Below are 20,539 nucleotides of genomic sequence, written 5' to 3' on the forward strand. Positions count from 1 at the left end.
TCATTCACTTCAAGTAGTGGGAGTGAGCGCGAGAGTGGGCCATAGCACACTACTTATGTCACTAAGGGATAGGTAGTTGTTGTCAAAGATCAATCACCGTTTAGCGTTGGATGAACTGGTGCACTGCATATGAGATAAAAGAAACCATGGAGTGACCAGCGATTCGATGTTGAGTTATTGTAAGGATGAGGGTGAAGTGCACTTGAGCTGGCTATCAAAGCGATTATCAACAGTACCAGAACTTTACTATTTCTATACAATAAAAAAGGTAAGCTCGTCTTGTACGGGCTTACCTTTATCTATAGGATTTTGTGATTAAAAACGCAGCAAGTTAGCCACGTCTTCCGCCTCTACCGCCTCGTTTTGTTTCTGTACTACGTTTGAGGGTAGATAAATTTTCTTCACTAGTCTTTAAAAACCGAGCCATTTTGTCCTCAAAGTTTTCCTTTGGTTGGAAATTACCTTTTGCACGAAAGTCCTTGGAACGGCTATCTCTTCTTTGGCGTGGCGGGTGTTGAGAATTAGAAGCAGTTTGTCCTTCAGGTCTATCTATCGCTTTTTTGATAGATAAGGCTATCTTCCCTTCTTTCTCACTAATCACCTTTACTTCAATTTGGTCGCCGATTTTAAGATGGTCATTAACGTCTTTTACATAACTATCAGCTACCTCACTGATATGCACAAGACCTGTTGAGCCTCCTGGTAATTCAACGAATGCTCCAAAATTAGTAATCCCTGTTACTTTTCCTTGTACCTTGCTGCCTACTTCGATTGACATAAAAAAGTGTTCCCCCTCGATAATGTTAAAAACACCTCATTATAACCAAATTGCGGGATAATATCAATTAGAGTTCCCCACACAATTCTACATTTATTAAAAAATGGAAACCCTTAGACCCTATTCCCTTCTCACTTTGAGTGAAAAAGTAAATGAAATATTTTTTCGGGAATTTATTTTCCAAACTCTAAAAAACGCTTAAATACACTTACTCATGACAAACTTCAAAGTTGCGCAATTGAAGATTGATCAAAAAATGAATAAACCATTAAACAAGAACAAGCCTAATTTACCAGCTCTTAAAAATGAAGTGATTCCATCAAACTTATCAATCTATTAATTTTAACTTTTCTATATAAAGAACAACTGTTGAAAAAGCTAACCTAAACTCTCACACCAAAAAATTTCTTTAATTTAGTTAATACGCCTTTGTTCTGTTCATCTAGTGATTGTAATGGAACTGATTCACCAAGAATACGTCGGGCAATATTTCGGTATGAAATAGCGGCACGATTATTTGGATCCATTGCAATAGGTTCTCCATTATTAGATGCTTTAATGACATCATCATCATCGGCAACAATACCAATTAAATCAATTGAAAGATGGGTAACTATTTCATCTACATCCAACATGTCCCCATTTTTCACTAAATGATTTCGTATACGATTAATCACTAATTTTGGTGGTTCTATATCTTCTTGTTCTAATAAACCGATGATTCGATCTGCATCACGAACAGCTGATATTTCTGGTGTCGTCACAACAATTGCTTTATCTGCACCAGCTACCGCATTTTTGTAGCCCTGTTCTATACCAGCTGGGCAATCAATAACGATATAATCATAATCCTGTTTTAATTCATCTATAAGCTTCTTCATTTGATCTGGATTAACTGCTGTTTTATCACTAGTCTGAGCAGCCGGTAATAAATATAATAAATCCTCAAAGCGCTTATCTTTTACAAGAGCCTGATGTATTTTACAGCGTTCTTCAATTACATCCACTAAATCATAGATAATTCTATTTTCCAATCCCATGACAACATCTAGGTTTCGAAGACCGATGTCTGTATCTACTAAGCAAACACGTTTGCCTAATATAGCTAAAGCTGTCCCTAAATTTGCCGATGTTGTTGTTTTACCAACCCCACCTTTACCTGAGGTAATGACTATTGCTTCACCCATAGTTAGATTCCTCCTTCAAACCTGTTTAAATTAGGTCGTAAATGAGTAAGTTGCTGTAATCTCTCAATTATCATTTCATCATGCTCGAGATAAGCACACTCCATATCAATTCCTACATTTGGAGTATGGTCAGGTGCTCGATTAATGAATCCACTTATGCGGAGCTGTGCTGGTTTCAATAAGGACGCAGCGATTACAGCCTGTTTATTACCCTCTGCACCTGCATGAGCAATACCTCTCAACGAACCTAAAACAAATATATTTCCTGCAGCAACGACGGTACCGCCTGGATTCACATCACCAATTAAAAGTAAATCGCCTTGCACCTTTAACACTTGTCCAGAACGAACAACTCTTGCGACAGTATATACTTCCGTTTCTCGTTTTAATCTAAGGGCTTCATCTTTTGTGATGACATTGCTTTCAATTGACTCTACCACTAGATTGCGTTCTTTCTTAATTATAGATTCTAAGTTTTCGCGCTGAAGCTTATTTACGAAACGGTTACCGACTTTAACATTCACACCTATAACCGGTCCTACATCTTGTATATATTGTTTCAAAGATAACATTTCCTCGAGTTCATGAAGTAATTGGTCAAAAGAACATGAATCATCGAGATGTAACGTTAAGCCATCTTTTGTACCTTTAATCGTAACATATTGTGGTTTTTGGACCTTCACGACGTTCACCTCAACGATTTTACTATTCGACAGAAATGTTGAAAATCCTTTTTAATTGAACTAGTATTAAAAAGATTTATTTTCTCATTTAAGTTCAAGGCACTCCTATTAGATTGCTACCAATGAAAAGAATACATATCAACATCTTTTCTAAAAAAGCTGTGAGGCAATCGTAATCATCTTATTTTAAAAGAGAATTAGTTAATTTTAATCATCAGATTTTTCATTTTTGATCTTTAAAAGGAATTTTTTTATTGGATAAAATAACAGAATAGCCACAACTAAATTCAAACCAAGTGTAGGCAATAATCTTAATGTTGTAAAATGATATAATGTCATCTTTGTTGTACCAATTAAATAATTTATTCCATAAACATAAAATTCAAGCAATGCTGCAGCTAATACAGTAAGAAACAAAACAATCAATGCATGTTTATAAAGAACTCTCATAGCTTTTGAAATCAGATAAGCAATTAAAGCATAAGAAAATAAATAAATTCCAATTACTTCAATGTAAACTATATCATGCAGTAAACCGAAGAAGAATCCCAACAAGATACCTTGCCAACGACTTAAATAAACTGTAATTAAAATGACGATGATCAACACGAAACGAGGTATGTATAATTGATCTTCAATTGAGAAAGGGATATGGACCAAGTCAGAGAAGATGCTTTCACTAATAAAAATAAAAAAGACAAGAAAAGGAAGAATGAAACGTCTCACGATTCCTCCTCCTTGTTTACCTCTTTAACAGGGTCTTCTGATTCAGCTTCACGCTTTGCTACCCATAAGCGGTCAATATCATAAAAATTTGCTGAAGGTTTCACATAGGCCATTTGCTCTAACCCATATGAATCTGGCTCAACTTCAATTATTTCGCCAATAATAATTCCCCCTGGTAAAACCTCACCCTTACCTGACGTGGTTACTTTTTGTCCTGGTACAAGTTTTACATCTGATTCGATGCGTCGGAGTAATAATGCACCCTTATCCTCGTCATAACCTTCAATTAACCCCATTACCTTATCAGTGCTTATCTTACTGTCATCATTCGTTTTATTATCATTTTCAACTTCTTTATTATCGTTATTTACTTCTGGAGGTAAAACTTCAGCTGAAATTCTATTTTTAAGATCAGTTGCACTTAAAAGTTGAACCGTACTAGTGAACTGTGAAACAGATTTCACTTTACCAATAAGTCCTTTTGCCGTGATGACAGCCATGTCATGTTCTATACCGTCTTGTGCACCTTTATCAATAGAAATATAATCATACCATCTATCTGGATTTCGCCCAATAACAGTAGAAAAGATTGGACTATAGTCTCTAATGTTTTCTACATTGCCAAGCTCAGCTAATAACTTATCATTTTCTAATTTATATTCTTGAAGATCTGCTTCCAGTTGCATGTATTCATCAAGTCTGCTTTTTAGTAATTCGTTTTCTTTATACGTGTCTTTCAAATCAGCTATATTTTCAAAAAATCCAGAGACATACATTGCTGGTTTATGAATTATTGATTGAAAGACACTAACTGTATCCTGTAAAAATTGCTCAGGCCAAGTCAACTTCCGATCTTCCTTTATTGAAAAACCAATCAATGCCACTAAAAAAATAACACTAACTAGTAACAAGATAAGGCGTTTATTCAGGAAAAACTGTGGCATCATGAACACCCTCTTAATAATATTTCCGATTCAAGATTAACACCTTTGTCTGATTAAAAAAATTTAATCATTCTTTCTACAAACAAAGGCAAATGTAAATTAGCGACTATCTTTTGCTTTATTTTTAAATAAGTTAATATGCTCAAGAGCTTTTCCTGTACCGATCGCTACACAATCTAGGGGGTCTTCTGCAATTAGTACAGGCATATTTGTTTCTTCACCTATTACCTTATCAAGATTTCGTAGCAAAGCTCCCCCTCCAGTTAAGACGATACCTCGATCCATGATATCTGCAGCAAGCTCAGGAGGAGTTTTTTCCAACGTATTCTTAACAGTATCAACAATTGTATATACAGCATCTTTAAGTGCATCAGCTATTTCTTCAGCTGTAATTGCGATTGTCTTCGGTAATCCAGTTAATAAATCTCTACCACGTATATCCATGTTATCTACACCATCAGGAGATCCAGCTGAGCCAATTTCCATCTTAATTGCTTCTGCAGTACGATCACCAATCATTAAATTATAAGTTTTTCTTATATATGTAATAATTGCTTCATCCATTTCATCACCAGCTAATCGTATTGATTGACTTGTGACAATACCACCAAGCGAAATAATCGCAACCTCTGTTGTTCCACCACCAATATCTACAACCATACTACCTGTTGGTTCCCAAACAGGCAGATTAGCTCCAATTGCAGCTGCAAAGGGCTCTTCAATTGTATAAGCATCCCTAGCCCCTGCTTGTCTCGTTGCATCAATTACAGCTCTTTCTTCGACAGCAGTAATCCCTGAAGGCACGCAAATCATTACATAAGGCTTATTTGAGAAAACACCTTTTGTTTTTACTGCTTGTTTAATATAGTATTTCATCATTGTTGCCGTTGTTTCATAATCGGCAATAACTCCATCTTTCATAGGACGTAGTGCAACAATATTACCAGGTGTACGACCAATCATGTTTTTTGCATCATTACCGACGGCTACAATTTGTTTAGTATCTGTTTGTAAAGCAACAACCGATGGTTCCCTCACAACTATTCCTTTACCTTTAACAAATACTAATGTGTTTGCAGTCCCTAAATCTATTCCAAGGTCTCTTGTACCAATACCGAACATAGGGTGTATCTTCCTTTCTGAAACGAAATATAAACTGTTAATTTTTATTTAGGAAAATTGATTACAACTTTCTTCATTTTTGAGGATTAGACTACTTTCAGTATGAACTGTTCATGGTTTTAATCAAAGGCTGTTTTCGCAAAGAATGTCGTTTTTCTAAAAAGTACTATGATACGTATCTAGCCTGGCATCGTGTTCTTTTCGATTAAACAACGAACTTTTAGAAAAAATCCTAATCAAATGAGGTTAGTTTTCCAATTGGTTTCATCATTTCCTTTTTCTAATCTGAGTTAAATAAAACTAAAAAAACCCATAAACATTATTATATCGTAATTTTGTAAAAAAAAAAGTATTAGACGTAGCCTTTTTCTTTTAAACTCACATATTTTTGTTCCCCGATAATAAGATGGTCCAAAAGTTCTATGCCTAACATCTTGCCACATTCAACGAGACGCTTTGTTACATCAATATCTTCTCTACTTGGTGTTGGGTCGTAGGGTAGGGAGTGTGCGCCTTGCCATCAATCACAAACAGGTCTCACATCCCTCCCTCAGAACCGTACGTACACCTTTCAGCGTATACGGCTCGCCAGCTGACTATTCGAAATTGGCTTCTGATATTTCTCTCATCATGATTTTGCCTAAGTATTATTACGCAAGCAATTCGGATCACTCAAGGTCTTTTTATGCCGCAATCATTTTAGTATTTATGTCACCTTGGTAAGAATAACCCCAATTCAAGTTATGCTTCAAAAAGGTGATCCACCAAAAAAATTCACCAATTTGACATAGTTTCTACAACTGGTTCAACTTTGATGGCCTTTTACTTTGGGGATATCTTTGAGCTTTAAAAAGATATGAAGCGTTTGAGTGCCCTTGCTATCCTTATTTGCCAAGCATAAAACTCCTTGTTTGCGTGTCCTCAAGGAAGTGACAACTTTTTTATAGGTGCTTTTTCGTTTATTTGCAATTGTTTTAATGAAGCTTCCTTCAGCAAGATAAAATAATCGTTTTAGATGGTGATAATTATCAGCTAGTGTGTAGAAATTTGCAAATTCACGTAGTTCAGTGTTAAAGATCTCCAAAATGTCTAGCTCATTATAGTTTATCAGCTTTGATCGATATTTCGATTTAACCGTCTCAGCATTTCCATATCCGTTCGCTTTAACAAAGTCTTTTATTTCCTTTTCGGGAATGTTTAACTTCATTACATTTGAATGAAGTCGCCTTTTAGATGCTTGAATGTATCGGTTACTATAATCTTTTTTTCCCTTTTCCTTACGTCTATGCAAATGATAACCAAGGAATTCAATTGGATGATCCAAATGAACTAGTACCTTTTTTTGAACGTCTAAATCTAGACAGAGCTCCTCCTTTAGAAACCTTACGATCAAATCCATCGTATGAAGAGCACTTTGTTTAGAACTAGAAAATCCAACCACAAACTTATCTATGTGACGTACATATTTCATACTATTCCCTGTCATTTGCCTTTCCATGAAACAGTCTAATTCGTGAAGATAAATATTAGCTAACAAGGATGTAAGACAACAATTTTGTGGCATCAAACAATTATTATATTGATGATAATATTTAGAAAGTAATCCAGAAGAAAGAGACTGATGGATAAGAAGTAAGAAGCGGTGGTCTTTCACTCTTTTTGAAATAAGTTTTAGCAATATTGAATAGTTTATACCCGAAAATAAGTTTACAATATCTCCTTTAAGACACCATGTTGAGGTGTACAATGATGTTTTTAACTGGGTTAAAGCTGTATGACAACTCCGCCTTTTTCTGAAGCCATGTGAGTTTTCAGAGAATATTGGTTCATAAACATTTTCTAATATCATTCTTACTACTTCCAATGCTAGCTTATCTCTTAAGTTAAAAATCTCTAGAGGTTTCTTTTTTCTATCAGTTGTTGGTTTAACTATTTTACCTACTAAAGTAAAACGAAAGCTTCTGGACTTTAGTTGCTCAATAACATCAAGGCATATGTCATCGATTGTTTCGTTTACATTTCCCTTATTCCAAGCATTAACATTCGGATATAGTTTTGCATAAGCTTTAAGCCATAATTCTTTTTTATACATTAGGCGGTAACAATCTTTAATGATGTTTCCTTTATGAGAAGCATTCCTTATAACGTCCAACTGATGAAATGGATTTTTCGCCATATTCATGACTCCTTCCACATTGACGTTAACATCAACCTGTCTCCCTTTCCCATGCTAAACTCATTACAAGTAAACGTTGAGTAATATGAAGACTCCGTTACCTTATGCAACTTCCATAGACGATGTCTATTAGCCTTTACGGCATTACACTTAGGCAATCCCTGCATTATGAGATAATTTTAGTTCGCAATGATTAGGTATCCCTTTCGACGGTTTCCTTTGAATTGAGGATTGAAGGTCAAACCTTACTATGGCAAGGGTTAGTAATCCTACAGACACTCTGAAGATATGTCTCCCATTTTGACCACATTGCCTTTTAGCTATCGTAGACAATGGCGCATCCATCGCTCATTCGTCTAGGATTCAAGCAGTCTAGCTTTTACCATCCATCGCTTGATCTGAAGAACTGACTCGACATTGATAGCTTTTGTCGTCTTTTCTCCTTTTCACATCATGCTTTTTTCCCTATAATTGAGTTTCCTCTCAAGGTAAGATGCTGACCATAGAACATTGTAAGGAGTTCTAGATTTCAAATGAAATCGCTAAAATTACCCACCTTACAGGCGCACTCCAGAAGGATGGTTATGAATACAAATAATTGATGCTGCAGAGCGTTTAAAAGCTTCTTTGTAGACCTCTCTAGGATGTACGATCGATGCATTTAAACTACCAATGAACACCGTTTGTTTGTGAAGTACTTGATTTTTCGTATTTAGGTACAAACAGACAAAGTGCTCCTGGCTTAAAAAGCGCATTTCTTCCATCACATAATTAGCCCCATCTTGTGGAGAACGAATGACATATCTATCATCATACGTTAGTCGATTGATTCTTCTCCCAAGTTCAAGTGCAGCTAAAATTTGTACAGCCTTTGCATTTCCAATCCCCGAAATTGTGGTTATTTCTTCTACAGATGCATCCTTTAGCATTCTTAGACCTTCAAAATGTTTTAATAGTTTTTGGGCAAGCTCAAGGACTGATTCTTTTTTTGTACCAGTCCTCAGTAATATTGCCAGCAGCTCATGATTGGAAAGCTTATCTGAACCTTCATTCAACAAGCGTTCTCTCGGTCGTTCATCTTCAGGAAAATCGCGGATTTTAAATGTTGATGCTTCCATTTTTCCTCCTTCGTTTCCCTTCTGCTCACAAACTAACTTATCTTTTTTGATGAATTGATGATCCCTTATTTTTTTCGATTTATAAAACCGAATGGATGCCGAGCATCATCATTATAAGCGTTTAAACCCCATTTTTAATAACTCACGTTTCGTTCGCGCTATAGGCAGTCCAACAACACCGTAATAGTCACCAGTAATTCTTTCAACCAATAACGAACCATATCCTTGTATACCATAGGCTCCTGCTTTATCCATTGGCTCACCAGTTGATACGTACTCTTCAATTTCTTCCTGAGATAGAGAATAGAAGGTCACTTCTGTCTTTTCATAAAAGGAGTGAACGATTCCCCTGTGTATAATGCAAACTCCTGTATACACCTCATGCGTATGGCCTGATAACAGTTGAAGTATTTGAATGGCCCTAGCCTTATCTGTTGGCTTTCCAAGCAACTGGTTTTTATAAACAACCAACGTGTCTGAACCTATGACAAAGGATTCATGATTTGTTTTTGCAACACTTTCTGCCTTTTGCTGTGCTAGTAATTGAACGATTTCCGCAGGTTGAAGTTGCTCGTCTATTATTTCCTCAACCTCACTCACTATCACCTTAAAGGGGATTTGAAGGAGTTCAAGAAGTTCTTTTCTGCGAGGTGATGCTGAAGCTAAAATGAGGTTTGCATTCATGATGTTAACATCCTTTCTACGTTTCAGATTAGAAGATACGACTACATCGTACCAAACGTTCGTATTATCGACAATTCATTAAATTTTCATTTTCATCATTGCAAAAAACAAAACGCAAGCGAACGTTTTGCTCCGTAAGAATTGGATCACTCCGCATACGGTAAAGGACACTCGACGAGCTTATCCACATTACAAGAATATTATAATTTTCTATACAACAAAAAAAGACCGTAAAGGAACATGTTTCACTTCGAGATTCACATAAACGTGAGTGACAAAATGTCCTAGGCATGCTAGTCTCTTTTAATTTGACACTTATCTGTATGTAGTGTTCGAAAATAATGTTGTTTTTCTTTAAAAGAACGATACAAAACTCAATTTGTGAAAGTAGCATTTATTTTATTTTTAATTTACTTATAACATCCATTAGTTGCTGTTGAGCTTTCCAACCATCGTTGCTTTTAAGACTCTCTATAGATTGTAACAAAGTTTCAATTAAAGGTTTTTCGGTATCATTAGCCTTAATACCGTTGAGTGTCGATTCAATTTCACTAATATCATTTTCATTTATGTTAGTTCCGTTAATAGATATAGAAGCTAGTGTTGACAACTCTTGAATTGATTTTACCCATTGGTCAGCAGAAGCAGAAGTCGCTAACGAAAAAGACAATTGCTTTCCTCCCCAAAATTCAATATCAGTAGTGAAATCTTGTTGTTTATACACTTCACTTAGAGCACCTGTTTCAGCCTTTTCTTTACTTACCCCAACAAATACTGTAAAGGTTTCATTGCTTTCCAAGACAATCGCAGCCTGACCTTTTCCTTTTATCTCAGTTGCTACCGAATCAGCTGCTTCCTTCGAAGAATAGACTCCTCCCTGAACAGCAAATAATTGTAAAGTTGCTGTAGTCTCCGCCCCTGGTTCCTCAGTGCCTACCGCTGTTTTACCTTCATCAGTAGCTTTGTCTGGTGTTTCAACCGCTACTCCATTATCATCTGTTTCCCCGCTAGGTGATCCCATCACAGGCATATCATCATTCGATAAAAAGTTTAATAAAACACTCCCAAACATAACTCCTAACGCAATAGCCAATAAGATCATTAACATGATTTTTTTTATTGGAAACAAGGTTTTTTCGTTAATTCGTTTTTGTTTTTTTGGATAGTGAAATGGAGTGATTGATTGATTTGAATATTGCTTGTTTTTCTTTGAAGGTACGACAACTTTTGGATCCTCAAGAAAAATAGAATCTTCATCTTCTGGTAAAAGCCAAGGGAAATCATCCTCTTTTTCAAGGGGTTGTTTTGCTGAAGCCACTTCATTTTTCGCCTCCAACTTCTCATCCCAGCTTGTAATCGGAATTGTTACCTCCGTATTTTCTTCATCTGATAAAGGACGATCCTTGCCATTTATTTTAATTTTTATCGCATCAGTCGTCTGCTTGTCCATTAACCTTGCCACCCTTCGTTAGCCATAACACGTTCAATCATATTGATAACCATGGTAACAGAATAGCAAAAAAAAAGAACAAGACATTTGTCGTCTAGTTCTTAAAAAATTTCGCCAATTAGTAAGATCATTCGTCATTTTCCTCATTCAGATTGGGAAATGATGGGTTATGTCAAAGGGGATTTGTATTTTTCTGATTACATGAGAATCAGGAACAATAATACGCTTGCTTCTACCTTTTAGAGACCTATCAGTACACACCCATCTAGGATTAAAGAAAGTGTATCAGCATTTTTTATTTTCCCATCGGCAATAAGTCCTGCCGGAAGCACTTTTTCTTCAATCTAATGAAAACTGGTTTCCCCTGCTTAATTTCAACCTATCAATAGTATAATCTGTTATCACTATGTTTCCGATTTTACAATTTAATAAAAAAACCATATTATTAAAAACCTCCGACATTTATTCCGATAAGAGATAAATACCATCCTATAATCGAATCTCCAAAAAAATAAGCGATTAATGTTCCAATAATAATTGATGGACCAAATGGAACAGGTTCACGTTTTTTATATTTACCTAATCCAATACGTCTTATTCCATCCAATGTCCCGATAACAGTCGATATAAAAAACGACAAAAGGACAACCTTTAAGCCTAGGACAATCCCTAATAAGCCAAATAATTTAATATCTCCGCCTCCCATGCCACCTTTACTAACATAAGCTATCAGTAAAAGTAAACAAAAACCAACGACTCCACCAAGTAAAGAGTCATACCAAGGATCAAGCGGAAACATCACTCTTTCTCCGATAAACAGCACGAGAAAAAAGAGGAGAATCTTATCTGGAATCAACATATAAGCTACATCAGACACAAAGATGATCATAAACAACGATATTAATGTAAGAGCTATGATCAGCTCACCATTCCAACCAATAATCAGCGGTGAAATCATAAACAAAAGCCCTGTCATTAGCTCGACAAAAGGATACCATAGTGATATTTTCATACTACATCTTTTACATTTACCCTTCTGTAATAGAAAAGAAACTACAGGGATCAACTCCACTGCTGTTAGTATATGATGACACCTAGGGCAAGAAGACCGTGGTGTCATCATTGATTGATTTTTTGGAACTCTAAGGCCGACTACGTTGTAGAAGGAGCCTAGGATAAGCCCGTAAATAAACAAAATTATTTGATTAATTTCCATCGATATAATCAATTAAATCATTTTCACTAACACTTATAGCATCTCCAGTATCTGCTACCCAAACAACCTCATGTTCAGATATGGTAAATACGCTTTCTGTATTGGTAACATCAAAACGATCACCTTTAACATATTCTATAAAAGGAGCCAAAGAAGTTGGATCAACACTAGCTGTATTAGGATTTTCAGTTCTAGCTATTTTAGCAACATCAAGAATTTGTACTACTTCTGAAATTTCAGCTTTAGTATTTTCTATAACATCAACAATGGATGGTATAGAAATCGCCGCAATAATCCCTAAATTAACAATAACTGCAAGTAATTCAACCAACGTTAATCCACGCTGGTTTTTTAAGGTTTTTTTCTTCAATTTTACATCTCCTTTTTATGTATGATTGTTTAGTCCTAGTTTTTGGAACAAGTATTATTAAAAGCCAAAAAATTTATTCCACGGGAAATAATTTTTATTTCTCGTCCATAACAAAGACTCTAACCAACATAACCAGCTACCTTATTGCGACCAGCTTTCTTAGCGCCAATATACATTGCTCTGTCTGCTAAGCGAATGAGTGTAATTGGATCAGCACAATCTTCTGAAGCTGAGGAGACCCCGATACTGACGGTTAGAAAGATAGTTGACGTGTTTATGTTATTTGATTGTAATGAATGCTCAATTTCGAATGGTTTCTCGGAAATTTTTTGACGAATTTCTTCAGCGAATTCTATCGAAGCTTGTTTCTTTAAGTTCGGTAATAATATAACAAACTCTTCCCCACCATATCTTGCGACAGTACCTCGCTTTCCTACAAATGATAATAGTCGTTGTGAAAATTGGCACAACACTTCATTGCCAGAATGATGACCATATGTGTCATTTACAGTTTTAAAATAATCGATATCTAATAAAAGCAGCGATAATCCATTCCGTTCATTTTGTTGAAGAAGTTGGAACTCCCTGTCTAGTTTTTGTTCAATATACCGATAATTATATAAGCCTGTAAGTGGACAATGCTCACTATGTTTTTTTGTTATTTGATAGTTTTTCGCATTTTCAACGGCTACTCCTAGATATGTAGATAATAAGTCGATAATCATTAGTTGTGCACGATCGAAGGCACGTTTTTTATTCGAAGCTAGAATCACAATTCCAACTAGAGCTTGATTTCTCATGACTGGAACCCCAATAACACTTTCAACTGATTTAGGTAGTTGTGAATGTTTAATACCATTCCACTGTTTCCTATCAAGAAACAAAACACTCTCTCTTCGTGTATAAACATATCCAGAAATCCCCTTATCCGTAAATCTTTTTTCTCCAGGGTTATCTATTTGGATTTTTCCATCCTTGTACTTTCTTATAACTCTTAGTTGGTCATCTTCCACATCTATAATATAAGCAACTTCTATTGGGAACATTTTTGTTACCTTTTCCATATATATGTCCAATACTTCATTTATTTGTAAGTTTTCAGTTAATTGGTGCCCAATTTCACTTGCTTGTTGTAAATAGTGATTGGTCCTTTGACTTTTATAATAGAGTGATAGAATCACAGATAATCCTAGTAAAGGTGTTCCTACAAAAAATATTGCCTTCATACCAATGTCTAGGTAGAGGAAATATAAGATAATTGCAAAGGGAAAAACAAGTAGGGAAGTGTAAAATTCCCATAAAAAGTTACTACTATGCACTTTGAATTTCACTTTATTTATGATTGTTTTTAGCGTACTTAATAAAAGTTGATTTATGACAAATACTGTAAACCCATAAGCCATAATAGGTAACAAATGCTCATTTAATGTTAATCGGCCATTAGTTCCACCTAACAAATAATAGACACTAGCGCCCCCCATTGAGATGAGATAAAACATTAAAGCATTTAATGGATATCGATAATGTTCCTTGGAGCTTATCCGCACCTTGAGTAATAAAACAATAACAGATATTTGTGTAAGGAGTATTTCCACGAATAAACCGTAATAAAGAAAGACAACTAATGAAACACCCTGCACATAAAAAATAGGTGTACCATTTATGATAATCGGCCAAAAAGAGACCAGACACATTAAAATAAGAAACGCAGTTAGATCACTTGAGAAATTTATAGGTGAGGAAATATGGTAAGCAATCATTAAGAAAATTGGACTAAGTATAAACCAACAAATCCAAATTATTATTTTTACTTTTTTGTCCAATGAGTTCCCTCCCTATTTCTTTCTGCATGATACATAATTACTATCTTAGCAAATTTTCAAACTATTGTCATAATATTTCACTACTTTTTACCTATTCTTGAAAAAATCACGAATATGCGCAATAAAGTATAGTGATCCAAGGATAACGACAACATCTTCCTTCTTATCTTTATACTTGATAAGAACTTCAGCCAATGTTAATCTCCAATCCTCGCTATACGATTTTTCTTCAGATTTACATACAGAATATAAGTCAATTGCATTAGCTGCTCTAGGAAAGTCAAAGGAGGTAAAATGCATCGACGTTGCAATAAGTGATAGACGATTAATCATCTCTTCATAGTCTTTATCTTTTAACACACTTACTAAAAAATGGATTTTTTTATTGGGATAATGTCTTTTAACCGTTTCAATTAAACTTTCAACACCTTCAATATTATGAGCTCCATCAATAATTACCTCTGGATTTTCATGAACTTGCTCAAATCTCCCTTTCCATAACGCTTTTCTTAATCCACTTCTAATCTGATCCTCTTCAATTTTTAGGTTTTTATACATCACTAAGTAATCAATTGCTATTATCGATAAAGCTGCATTTTTCGTTTGATGTTCGCCTCTCATTGTTAATTGAATATCTTTATATAATTTGTATGGAGTTTGAATCGAAAAAACTTCTCCATATTCATGCAATTTTTCGTTAGTAATAGTGAAATCCTTACCTAAAACCAATAAGTTAGCTTCTCTAATTTCTGCTATCTTAGCTATAACATGAAGTGCTTGATCATTTTCCACTGCCGTTATCGTTGGTACACCATTTTTGATAATTCCTGCCTTTTCATAGGCAATTTCAGCAATAGTTGAACCAAGAATATTCATATGATCATAGCCCACATTCGTAATAATTGATAATACAGGCTCGATTATATTGGTAGAATCTAATCGGCCACCTAAACCTGTTTCTAGTAATAAGTAATCGGGTTTATTATATTTCCCGAAATATAGGTACATCATTGTCGTAATAATCTCAAACTCTGTCGGCCCACCTAGTTCTGTTACTTCAATATTTTCTACCAATGGTTTTACGTCGTTTGCAAGCCTAAGCATTTCTTGATCGGTGATTGGTTGACCATTTACACTAATTCGTTCATTAAATGTTTCGATATAAGGAGATGTAAAACTACCTATCTTATACCCCGCTTCCGTTAACATATGTAGTAAATATGAAATCGTCGAGCCCTTCCCATTTGTTCCTGCTACATGAATGATGGGTATCTCCTTTTCTGGATGATCTAATTTCTCTAGGAGCCATTCCATTCTTTTTAAGCCTGGTTTTACTCCGAATTTCAAACGGCCATGTATCCACTCTAGAGCTTCGCTATAATCAGTAAACATTAGTACCCTCCTCAAAAATAGTGAAAAAGCTCGGATGTCTTAACGCACCACCCGAGCTAAATCAATTATCCTCTTAGTTCTGTAATTCTTGCCAATACAATGTCTCGTTTTTCACGATAGTCGTTCTCTTTTGCCTTCTCTTCTTCAATTACCTTTTCAGGCGCCTTCTTCAAGAAGCCTTCATTCCCTAATTTCTTTTGTACACGTTCTACTTCTTTGTCAAGCTTTTCACGTTCTTTTTCAAGGCGTTTGATTTCTTCTTCAATATTTATTAAGCCGTCAAGTGGTAAGATGATTTCGGCTCCAGTTACAACAGCCGTCATTGATTTCTCTTGAGACGCAAGATCTGTAGCAATTGTTAATGTGCTTGTGTTACAAAATCGTTCTATATATGCACGATTCGTATCGAGCTGCTGGAGAATTTCTTGGTCTTTTGCCTTTATTTGCATGTGAATTTGTTTGCTCATAGGCGTATTTACTTCAGCACGTATATTCCGTACAGCCCGAATGACTTCAACTAACAATTTCATGTCAGCAGCTGCTTTACTATCTGTAAATTCTTTATTAACTGTTGGCCATGCTGCTACAGTTATTGACTCTCCTTGATGTGGTAGTGATTGCCAAATTTCTTCTGTGATAAACGGCATAAATGGATGTAGTAATCTCATCGTGTTATCAAGTACATAGGCGAGAATTGAACGAGTTGTCTTTTTGGCTGCCTCATCTTCACCGTATAAAGGAAGTTTCGCCATTTCAATATACCAATCACAAAAATCGTCCCATATGAAGTTGTAAAGTAATCTCCCAATCTCACCAAACTCATATTTATCTGCAAGTTTTGTTACCTGTTCAATCGTTTCATTTAAACGTGTTAAAATCCATTTATCCGCTACCGACTTTTCACCAGTTAAATCAATTTCATCGAATGTCAATCCATCCATATTCATTAATGCAAAACGAGAAGCATTCCAAATTTTGTTTGCGAAGTTCCATGTTGATTCTACCTTTTCATAGCTAAATCGTAAATCTTGACCTGGAGAGCTACCTGTTGACAAGAAGAATCGCAATGAATCTGCTCCATATTGATCAATGACTTCCATTGGATCTACACCATTGCCTAACGACTTACTCATTTTACGGCCTTGCTCATCACGTACTAACCCATGAATTAATACATCTTTAAATGGTCGTTCCTCCGTGAATTCAAGGCCTTGGAAAATCATTCTAGAAACCCAAAAGAAAATGATATCATACCCAGTTACTAATACATCCGTTGGGTAGTACCGCTTGAAATCAGCTGATTCCTTATCTGGCCACCCCATTGTCGAAAACGGCCACAACGCTGAGCTAAACCATGTATCAAGAACATCGTTATCCTGTTCCCAATTTTCACTATCTGCTGGAGGTTCTTGATTTACATATACCTCTCCAGTTTCTTTATGATACCAAGCTGGGATTCGGTGTCCCCACCAAAGTTGACGAGAAATACACCAATCGCGAATATTTTCCATCCAGCGAAGATATGTTTTCTCAAAACGATCGGGAACAAAATTTACTTTCTCTTCGTCTTGTTGAAGCTTGATTGCTTCATCTGCTAACGGCTGCATTTTAACAAACCATTGTGTTGAAAGATAAGGCTCAACAACTGCACCACTTCGCTCACTATGTCCAACAGAATGTAAATGCTCTTCAATTTTGAACAAAGTGCCTTGTTCTTGGAGATCCTTAACAATTTTCTTTCGGCAGTCAAAACGATCTAGTCCATTATAGATGCCAGCCTTTTCATTCATTGTGCCATCTTCATTCATAACTAGAATTCGCTCTAGGTTATGTCGGTTACCAATTTCAAAGTCATTTGGGTCGTGGGCAGGTGTAATTTTTACTGCTCCTGAACCAAATTCCATCTCAACATAATCATCACCAACGATTGGTATTTCTCGACCAACTATTGGCAACACTACATTTTTACCAATTAAATGTTTGTACCTTTCATCCTCAGGGTGTACGGCTACCGCTGTATCACCTAGCATTGTCTCAGGACGTGTTGTCGCAATTTCTATTGAGCCAGAACCGTCTGCCAACGGATAACTCATATGGTAGAAAGCACCTTGAACATCTTTATAGATAACCTCAATATCCGAGAGTGCTGTTTTCGTTTGTGGATCCCAATTTATAATATATTCTCCACGGTATATAAGATCCTTCTTGTAAAGCGTCACAAATACTTCACGGACTGCCTTAGATAATCCATCATCAAGCGTAAATCGCTCCCTTGAATAATCTAAACCGAGACCAACCTTGGACCATTGTTCTCGAATATGGCTAGCATATTCTTCCTTCCACTTCCAAGTTTCTTCAACAAATATTTCACGCCCTAAATCATAGCGAGATTTACCCTCTTCACGTAGCTTTGCTTCTACTTTTGCTTGAGTAGCGATTCCTGCATGATCCATTCCTGGAAGCCATAGGACATCGTAGCCTTGCATTCTTTTCATACGTGTAACAATGTCTTGTAATGTTGTATCCCAAGCATGACCTAGATGAAGCTTACCTGTTACGTTTGGAGGGGGGATAACCATTGTATATGGCTTTTTTGTTTCATCACCTGTTGCCTCAAAATATTTCCCGTCTACCCAAAAAGAATAACGATTTTCTTCAATGGACTTGGGATCATACTTAGTCGGTAATTCATGTTGGTTCTCTTGATTGCTCATACTTGCTTCCTCCTTAAGATAAATGCAAACTGACACTTTTCTTCTTCAAAATAAAAACTCCTCTCATCCACTAAAAGGACGAAAGGAGAATAATTTTCGCGGTACCACCTTTTTTCATAGACAAATAAAAAGTCAAACAACTCTTGCTACATCATCTAAATAGCCACGTATAACTCCCATTTAACGGAAACGCTACTCTGACTATTTAACATACCAAGAACTGACTTCAGGGATGAAACTCACTCCCTCTTGCCTATGCACTCAAGAATTAATAACGGTTTGCACCGGCTTCTCCTACTATACTTCAAAGAAGCAACTCCTGGGCGACCTTCCAATGTATCTACTTAAGAAGTCTTACAGCTATTGACTTCTCTCTCTGTAAAGAGATAACAAAGTACTCTTCCCATTCAACGTTTATCTGTTATGTAATTAATCTCTTTTATATTACTAAAAAAAACTCTTTTTCGCCATTATTTTCGCCATTTTTCTATTTTTTCATACTGGCACCCATCATGATTGTTTTGCATACCTTATCTTACCTCATATATCTAATGAAATGGATCGATCAATAAGATTTTTTAAATGTCAAAGCGTTACTCATATTTTATTTTTACTTAGCTTAAAAAGATTGGAGCTATTTATAAAAAGTTGTTGCACATAACGATTGATCATTTGGTTTAAAAAATGAGTGACTAAAATAATGAAAAATAAGGAGGGGTTGTACCATGAAGAAACGGTTTAATCCTTATACACTTCCGCCCTGGGTAAGGCAAATTCGTGAGGTAGGAATTCAAATCATTGTCCCTTTAACAATCTTTCAGGGGATTCGAACAGTTTTCTTTCCAACATCCTTTGACGTTTTATTGTTAGCATTGTTAATTCTATTAGCAATTGCTTTTCGGTACGATATGATTTAGAAAAGCGCAAGACGCCCGACTATCGGTGAAAAGCATAAGACGAGCCGGCTGGAAGGGTGATCTTTAACCTTCTTGACGGATTGGCTTATGCCTCGAGCCGATGGCGTCTGGAGCTTGACACTAAAACTTAGTAGAAAAATGTTATACTCTTAAAGAAACGTGGTCTAACATATCAACAAATAACTTATTCTGATGGTGATTCAGATTGAGCCTTCTTTTTTTCCTCAATTTCTGATACCTTCAAAACCATATATTCAACGTTTTTAAAATGCCAATAAGCCTTTATTAGTTGGTTATTTCTTTCAAGCTCAGTCTGTTTGTTTTTACTTTCTACATAGCTTCTAATAATTCGACAAATTCGTTGAGGATAGGCTAAATAGCTGATAAATAAAAGCATCTCTTCTTTCGTATACGGATATCCACTTTGATACGTATAAAACCAGTTTACACAGTCACTAAACTGTGTTGGGTATGTTTGGGCTAATCGATTCATGAAGATCAGGAAATCATCTATTGGTGCAGCATATTTAGCTTGTTCAAAATTGGTTAGGTAGCCCGTTCCTTTTTCATCATATAAAAAATGATAGGCAGAAACTTTCCCATGATTTAAAACAATTCTCGTATTCTCTTTCTCCTCCATTGCCTCAGACCATTCCTTCAGTTTCTTAATGGAGAAATCAATAGCACGACTCACCTCAATATAATAAGTAACAGCTTGTAATTCAAAAGGAGATAAATATAGTTTCTGTTCACAATGATCTACAAAGGTTTCATACATCAGCTTTGTCTCTTCCCAACGTTTTGATAATACTTCATAATGATTCATTGCTTCATTGCCAGTTATTTTAATTTCTTTTTCCGTACGACTATGCAATTTTGCTATTTCTTTGAATAAATATTGGTGACGTTCATCCAGCTCTTCGTTTGTTTCATTTGGTAACCAAGGCATCACATAATAAAAATCACGGTTATGTTGTGAAAAATATTGTTGATATCTGTTTTTAAGGATTGGTACATAACTTGAAAAACGCAGCTGATTAATCATCGTTAAGAAATCAGCAAAGCCAGGATTATAAGAGGTTGGGAGCCTTTTTACAACATAGGTACCAGTATCTGCTCGGACTTTAATTGCCTTTCGACTTATTGCTTCTGTGTACTCTGGAATAATATCATAATGCTTTAATAAAGGTTTTATATCCTCCACCTGTATCGCCAATTTAAGAAACACCTCGTATCTTT

Annotated in this window: 17 protein-coding genes, 2 pseudogenes and 1 other annotated feature; of the genes and pseudogenes, 2 read left to right on the forward strand and 17 right to left on the reverse strand. The window is 35.7% G+C overall.

The features are described 5' to 3' along the window. Positions 1 to 331: 331 nt before the first annotated feature. Positions 332 to 778, reverse strand: a complete 447-nt coding sequence (locus AC6CHR_RS04550) for a S1 domain-containing RNA-binding protein (RefSeq protein WP_498247327.1) — start codon at positions 776 to 778, stop codon at positions 332 to 334. 214 nt (positions 779 to 992) lie between these two features. Here AC6CHR_RS04550 and AC6CHR_RS04555 point away from each other — a divergent pair, with 214 nt between their 5' ends. Further along, the gene (locus AC6CHR_RS04555) at positions 993 to 1,118 is read left to right on the forward strand and encodes a hypothetical protein (RefSeq protein WP_498247328.1); all 126 of its coding nucleotides are present in this window, start codon (positions 993 to 995) and stop codon (positions 1,116 to 1,118) included. A 43-nt stretch (positions 1,119 to 1,161) separates the two neighbouring features. Here the strand turns inward: AC6CHR_RS04555 and minD are convergent, their stop codons facing one another. From minD to AC6CHR_RS04630, 15 genes and pseudogenes are all read right to left on the reverse strand, one after another. After that, positions 1,162 to 1,965, reverse strand: coding sequence for a septum site-determining protein MinD (gene minD, locus AC6CHR_RS04560; protein WP_498247329.1), 804 nt, complete (start codon positions 1,963 to 1,965; stop codon positions 1,162 to 1,164). 2 nt (positions 1,966 to 1,967) lie between these two features. Then, positions 1,968 to 2,648 (reverse strand): septum site-determining protein MinC, encoded by a 681-nt coding sequence (gene minC, locus AC6CHR_RS04565; RefSeq protein WP_498247330.1) that lies wholly within the window; start codon positions 2,646 to 2,648, stop codon positions 1,968 to 1,970. 207 nt (positions 2,649 to 2,855) lie between these two features. Beyond that, complete coding sequence (gene mreD / locus AC6CHR_RS04570) at positions 2,856 to 3,374, reverse strand: rod shape-determining protein MreD (RefSeq protein WP_498247331.1); 519 nt, start codon at positions 3,372 to 3,374, stop codon at positions 2,856 to 2,858. Further along, entirely contained in the window at positions 3,371 to 4,318 is a 948-nt protein-coding gene (mreC, locus tag AC6CHR_RS04575) for a rod shape-determining protein MreC (RefSeq protein WP_498247332.1), read from the reverse strand. Before mreC ends, mreD begins: the two co-directional genes overlap by 4 nt. Positions 4,319 to 4,417: 99 nt before the next feature. Next, the gene (locus AC6CHR_RS04580) at positions 4,418 to 5,440 is read right to left on the reverse strand and encodes a rod shape-determining protein (protein ID WP_498247333.1); all 1,023 of its coding nucleotides are present in this window, start codon (positions 5,438 to 5,440) and stop codon (positions 4,418 to 4,420) included. 352 nt (positions 5,441 to 5,792) lie between these two features. Next, a pseudogene (locus tag AC6CHR_RS04585) lies at positions 5,793 to 5,933 on the reverse strand (JAB domain-containing protein); the annotation flags it as partial. Between the two features lie 312 nt (positions 5,934 to 6,245). Next, entirely contained in the window at positions 6,246 to 7,616 is a 1,371-nt protein-coding gene (locus AC6CHR_RS04590) for a reverse transcriptase/maturase family protein (RefSeq protein ID WP_498247334.1), read from the reverse strand. Between the two features lie 569 nt (positions 7,617 to 8,185). Then, positions 8,186 to 8,734: pseudogene (gene radC / locus AC6CHR_RS04595) on the reverse strand (RadC family protein); the annotation flags it as partial. A 111-nt stretch (positions 8,735 to 8,845) separates the two neighbouring features. Further along, complete coding sequence (locus AC6CHR_RS04600; protein ID WP_498247335.1) at positions 8,846 to 9,418, reverse strand: Maf family protein; 573 nt, start codon at positions 9,416 to 9,418, stop codon at positions 8,846 to 8,848. 394 nt (positions 9,419 to 9,812) lie between these two features. After that, positions 9,813 to 10,868 carry a hypothetical protein gene (locus AC6CHR_RS04605; protein WP_498247336.1) on the reverse strand — a complete coding sequence of 352 codons (1,056 nt, stop codon included), beginning with the start codon at positions 10,866 to 10,868 and terminating at the stop codon, positions 9,813 to 9,815. Positions 10,869 to 11,313: 445 nt separating this feature from the next. Continuing rightward, positions 11,314 to 12,084: a prepilin peptidase gene (locus tag AC6CHR_RS04610; protein WP_498247337.1), complete on the reverse strand. Its 771-nt coding sequence runs from the start codon at positions 12,082 to 12,084 to the stop codon at positions 11,314 to 11,316. Further along, on the reverse strand, positions 12,074 to 12,454 hold the full coding sequence (locus tag AC6CHR_RS04615) for a prepilin-type N-terminal cleavage/methylation domain-containing protein (protein ID WP_498247338.1): 381 nt from the start codon (positions 12,452 to 12,454) through the stop codon (positions 12,074 to 12,076). The genes AC6CHR_RS04610 and AC6CHR_RS04615 overlap by 11 nt, the downstream gene beginning before the upstream one ends. A gap of 119 nt (positions 12,455 to 12,573) precedes the next feature. After that, on the reverse strand, positions 12,574 to 14,277 hold the full coding sequence (locus AC6CHR_RS04620) for a sensor domain-containing diguanylate cyclase (RefSeq protein ID WP_498247339.1): 1,704 nt from the start codon (positions 14,275 to 14,277) through the stop codon (positions 12,574 to 12,576). Positions 14,278 to 14,364: 87 nt separating this feature from the next. After that, complete coding sequence (locus AC6CHR_RS04625; protein ID WP_498247340.1) at positions 14,365 to 15,669, reverse strand: bifunctional folylpolyglutamate synthase/dihydrofolate synthase; 1,305 nt, start codon at positions 15,667 to 15,669, stop codon at positions 14,365 to 14,367. 65 nt (positions 15,670 to 15,734) lie between these two features. Beyond that, positions 15,735 to 18,383 (reverse strand): valine--tRNA ligase, encoded by a 2,649-nt coding sequence (locus AC6CHR_RS04630; protein WP_498247341.1) that lies wholly within the window; start codon positions 18,381 to 18,383, stop codon positions 15,735 to 15,737. A 71-nt stretch (positions 18,384 to 18,454) separates the two neighbouring features. After that, positions 18,455 to 18,803: a binding site (T-box leader), on the reverse strand. Between the two features lie 305 nt (positions 18,804 to 19,108). Here AC6CHR_RS04630 and AC6CHR_RS04635 point away from each other — a divergent pair. Then, positions 19,109 to 19,300 (forward strand): YszA family small membrane protein, encoded by a 192-nt coding sequence (locus AC6CHR_RS04635; protein WP_498247342.1) that lies wholly within the window; start codon positions 19,109 to 19,111, stop codon positions 19,298 to 19,300. A 184-nt stretch (positions 19,301 to 19,484) separates the two neighbouring features. Here AC6CHR_RS04635 and ysxE read toward each other — a convergent pair whose 3' ends face one another. Further along, positions 19,485 to 20,516 carry a spore coat protein YsxE gene (gene ysxE, locus AC6CHR_RS04640; protein ID WP_498247343.1) on the reverse strand — a complete coding sequence of 344 codons (1,032 nt, stop codon included), beginning with the start codon at positions 20,514 to 20,516 and terminating at the stop codon, positions 19,485 to 19,487. Positions 20,517 to 20,539 lie beyond the last annotated feature (23 nt).

The sequence above is a fragment of the Metabacillus sp. GQ13 genome (assembly GCF_059758525.1).

What these genes read in the sequence shown, in the direction of transcription:
- AC6CHR_RS04550 (WP_498247327.1), bottom strand. Translation starts at nt 778, where the DNA reads ATGTCAATCGAAGTAGGCAGCAAGGTACAAGGAAAAGTAACAGGGATT.
- AC6CHR_RS04555 (WP_498247328.1), top strand. Translation starts at nt 993, where the DNA reads ATGACAAACTTCAAAGTTGCGCAATTGAAGATTGATCAAAAAATGAAT.
- minD (WP_498247329.1), bottom strand. Translation starts at nt 1,965, where the DNA reads ATGGGTGAAGCAATAGTCATTACCTCAGGTAAAGGTGGGGTTGGTAAA.
- mreC (WP_498247332.1), bottom strand. Translation starts at nt 4,318, where the DNA reads ATGCCACAGTTTTTCCTGAATAAACGCCTTATCTTGTTACTAGTTAGT.
- AC6CHR_RS04580 (WP_498247333.1), bottom strand. Translation starts at nt 5,440, where the DNA reads ATGTTCGGTATTGGTACAAGAGACCTTGGAATAGATTTAGGGACTGCA.
- AC6CHR_RS04590 (WP_498247334.1), bottom strand. Translation starts at nt 7,616, where the DNA reads ATGGCGAAAAATCCATTTCATCAGTTGGACGTTATAAGGAATGCTTCT.
- AC6CHR_RS04600 (WP_498247335.1), bottom strand. Translation starts at nt 9,418, where the DNA reads ATGAATGCAAACCTCATTTTAGCTTCAGCATCACCTCGCAGAAAAGAA.
- AC6CHR_RS04605 (WP_498247336.1), bottom strand. Translation starts at nt 10,868, where the DNA reads ATGGACAAGCAGACGACTGATGCGATAAAAATTAAAATAAATGGCAAG.
- AC6CHR_RS04610 (WP_498247337.1), bottom strand. Translation starts at nt 12,084, where the DNA reads ATGGAAATTAATCAAATAATTTTGTTTATTTACGGGCTTATCCTAGGC.
- AC6CHR_RS04625 (WP_498247340.1), bottom strand. Translation starts at nt 15,669, where the DNA reads ATGTTTACTGATTATAGCGAAGCTCTAGAGTGGATACATGGCCGTTTG.
- AC6CHR_RS04630 (WP_498247341.1), bottom strand. Translation starts at nt 18,383, where the DNA reads ATGAGCAATCAAGAGAACCAACATGAATTACCGACTAAGTATGATCCC.
- AC6CHR_RS04635 (WP_498247342.1), top strand. Translation starts at nt 19,109, where the DNA reads ATGAAGAAACGGTTTAATCCTTATACACTTCCGCCCTGGGTAAGGCAA.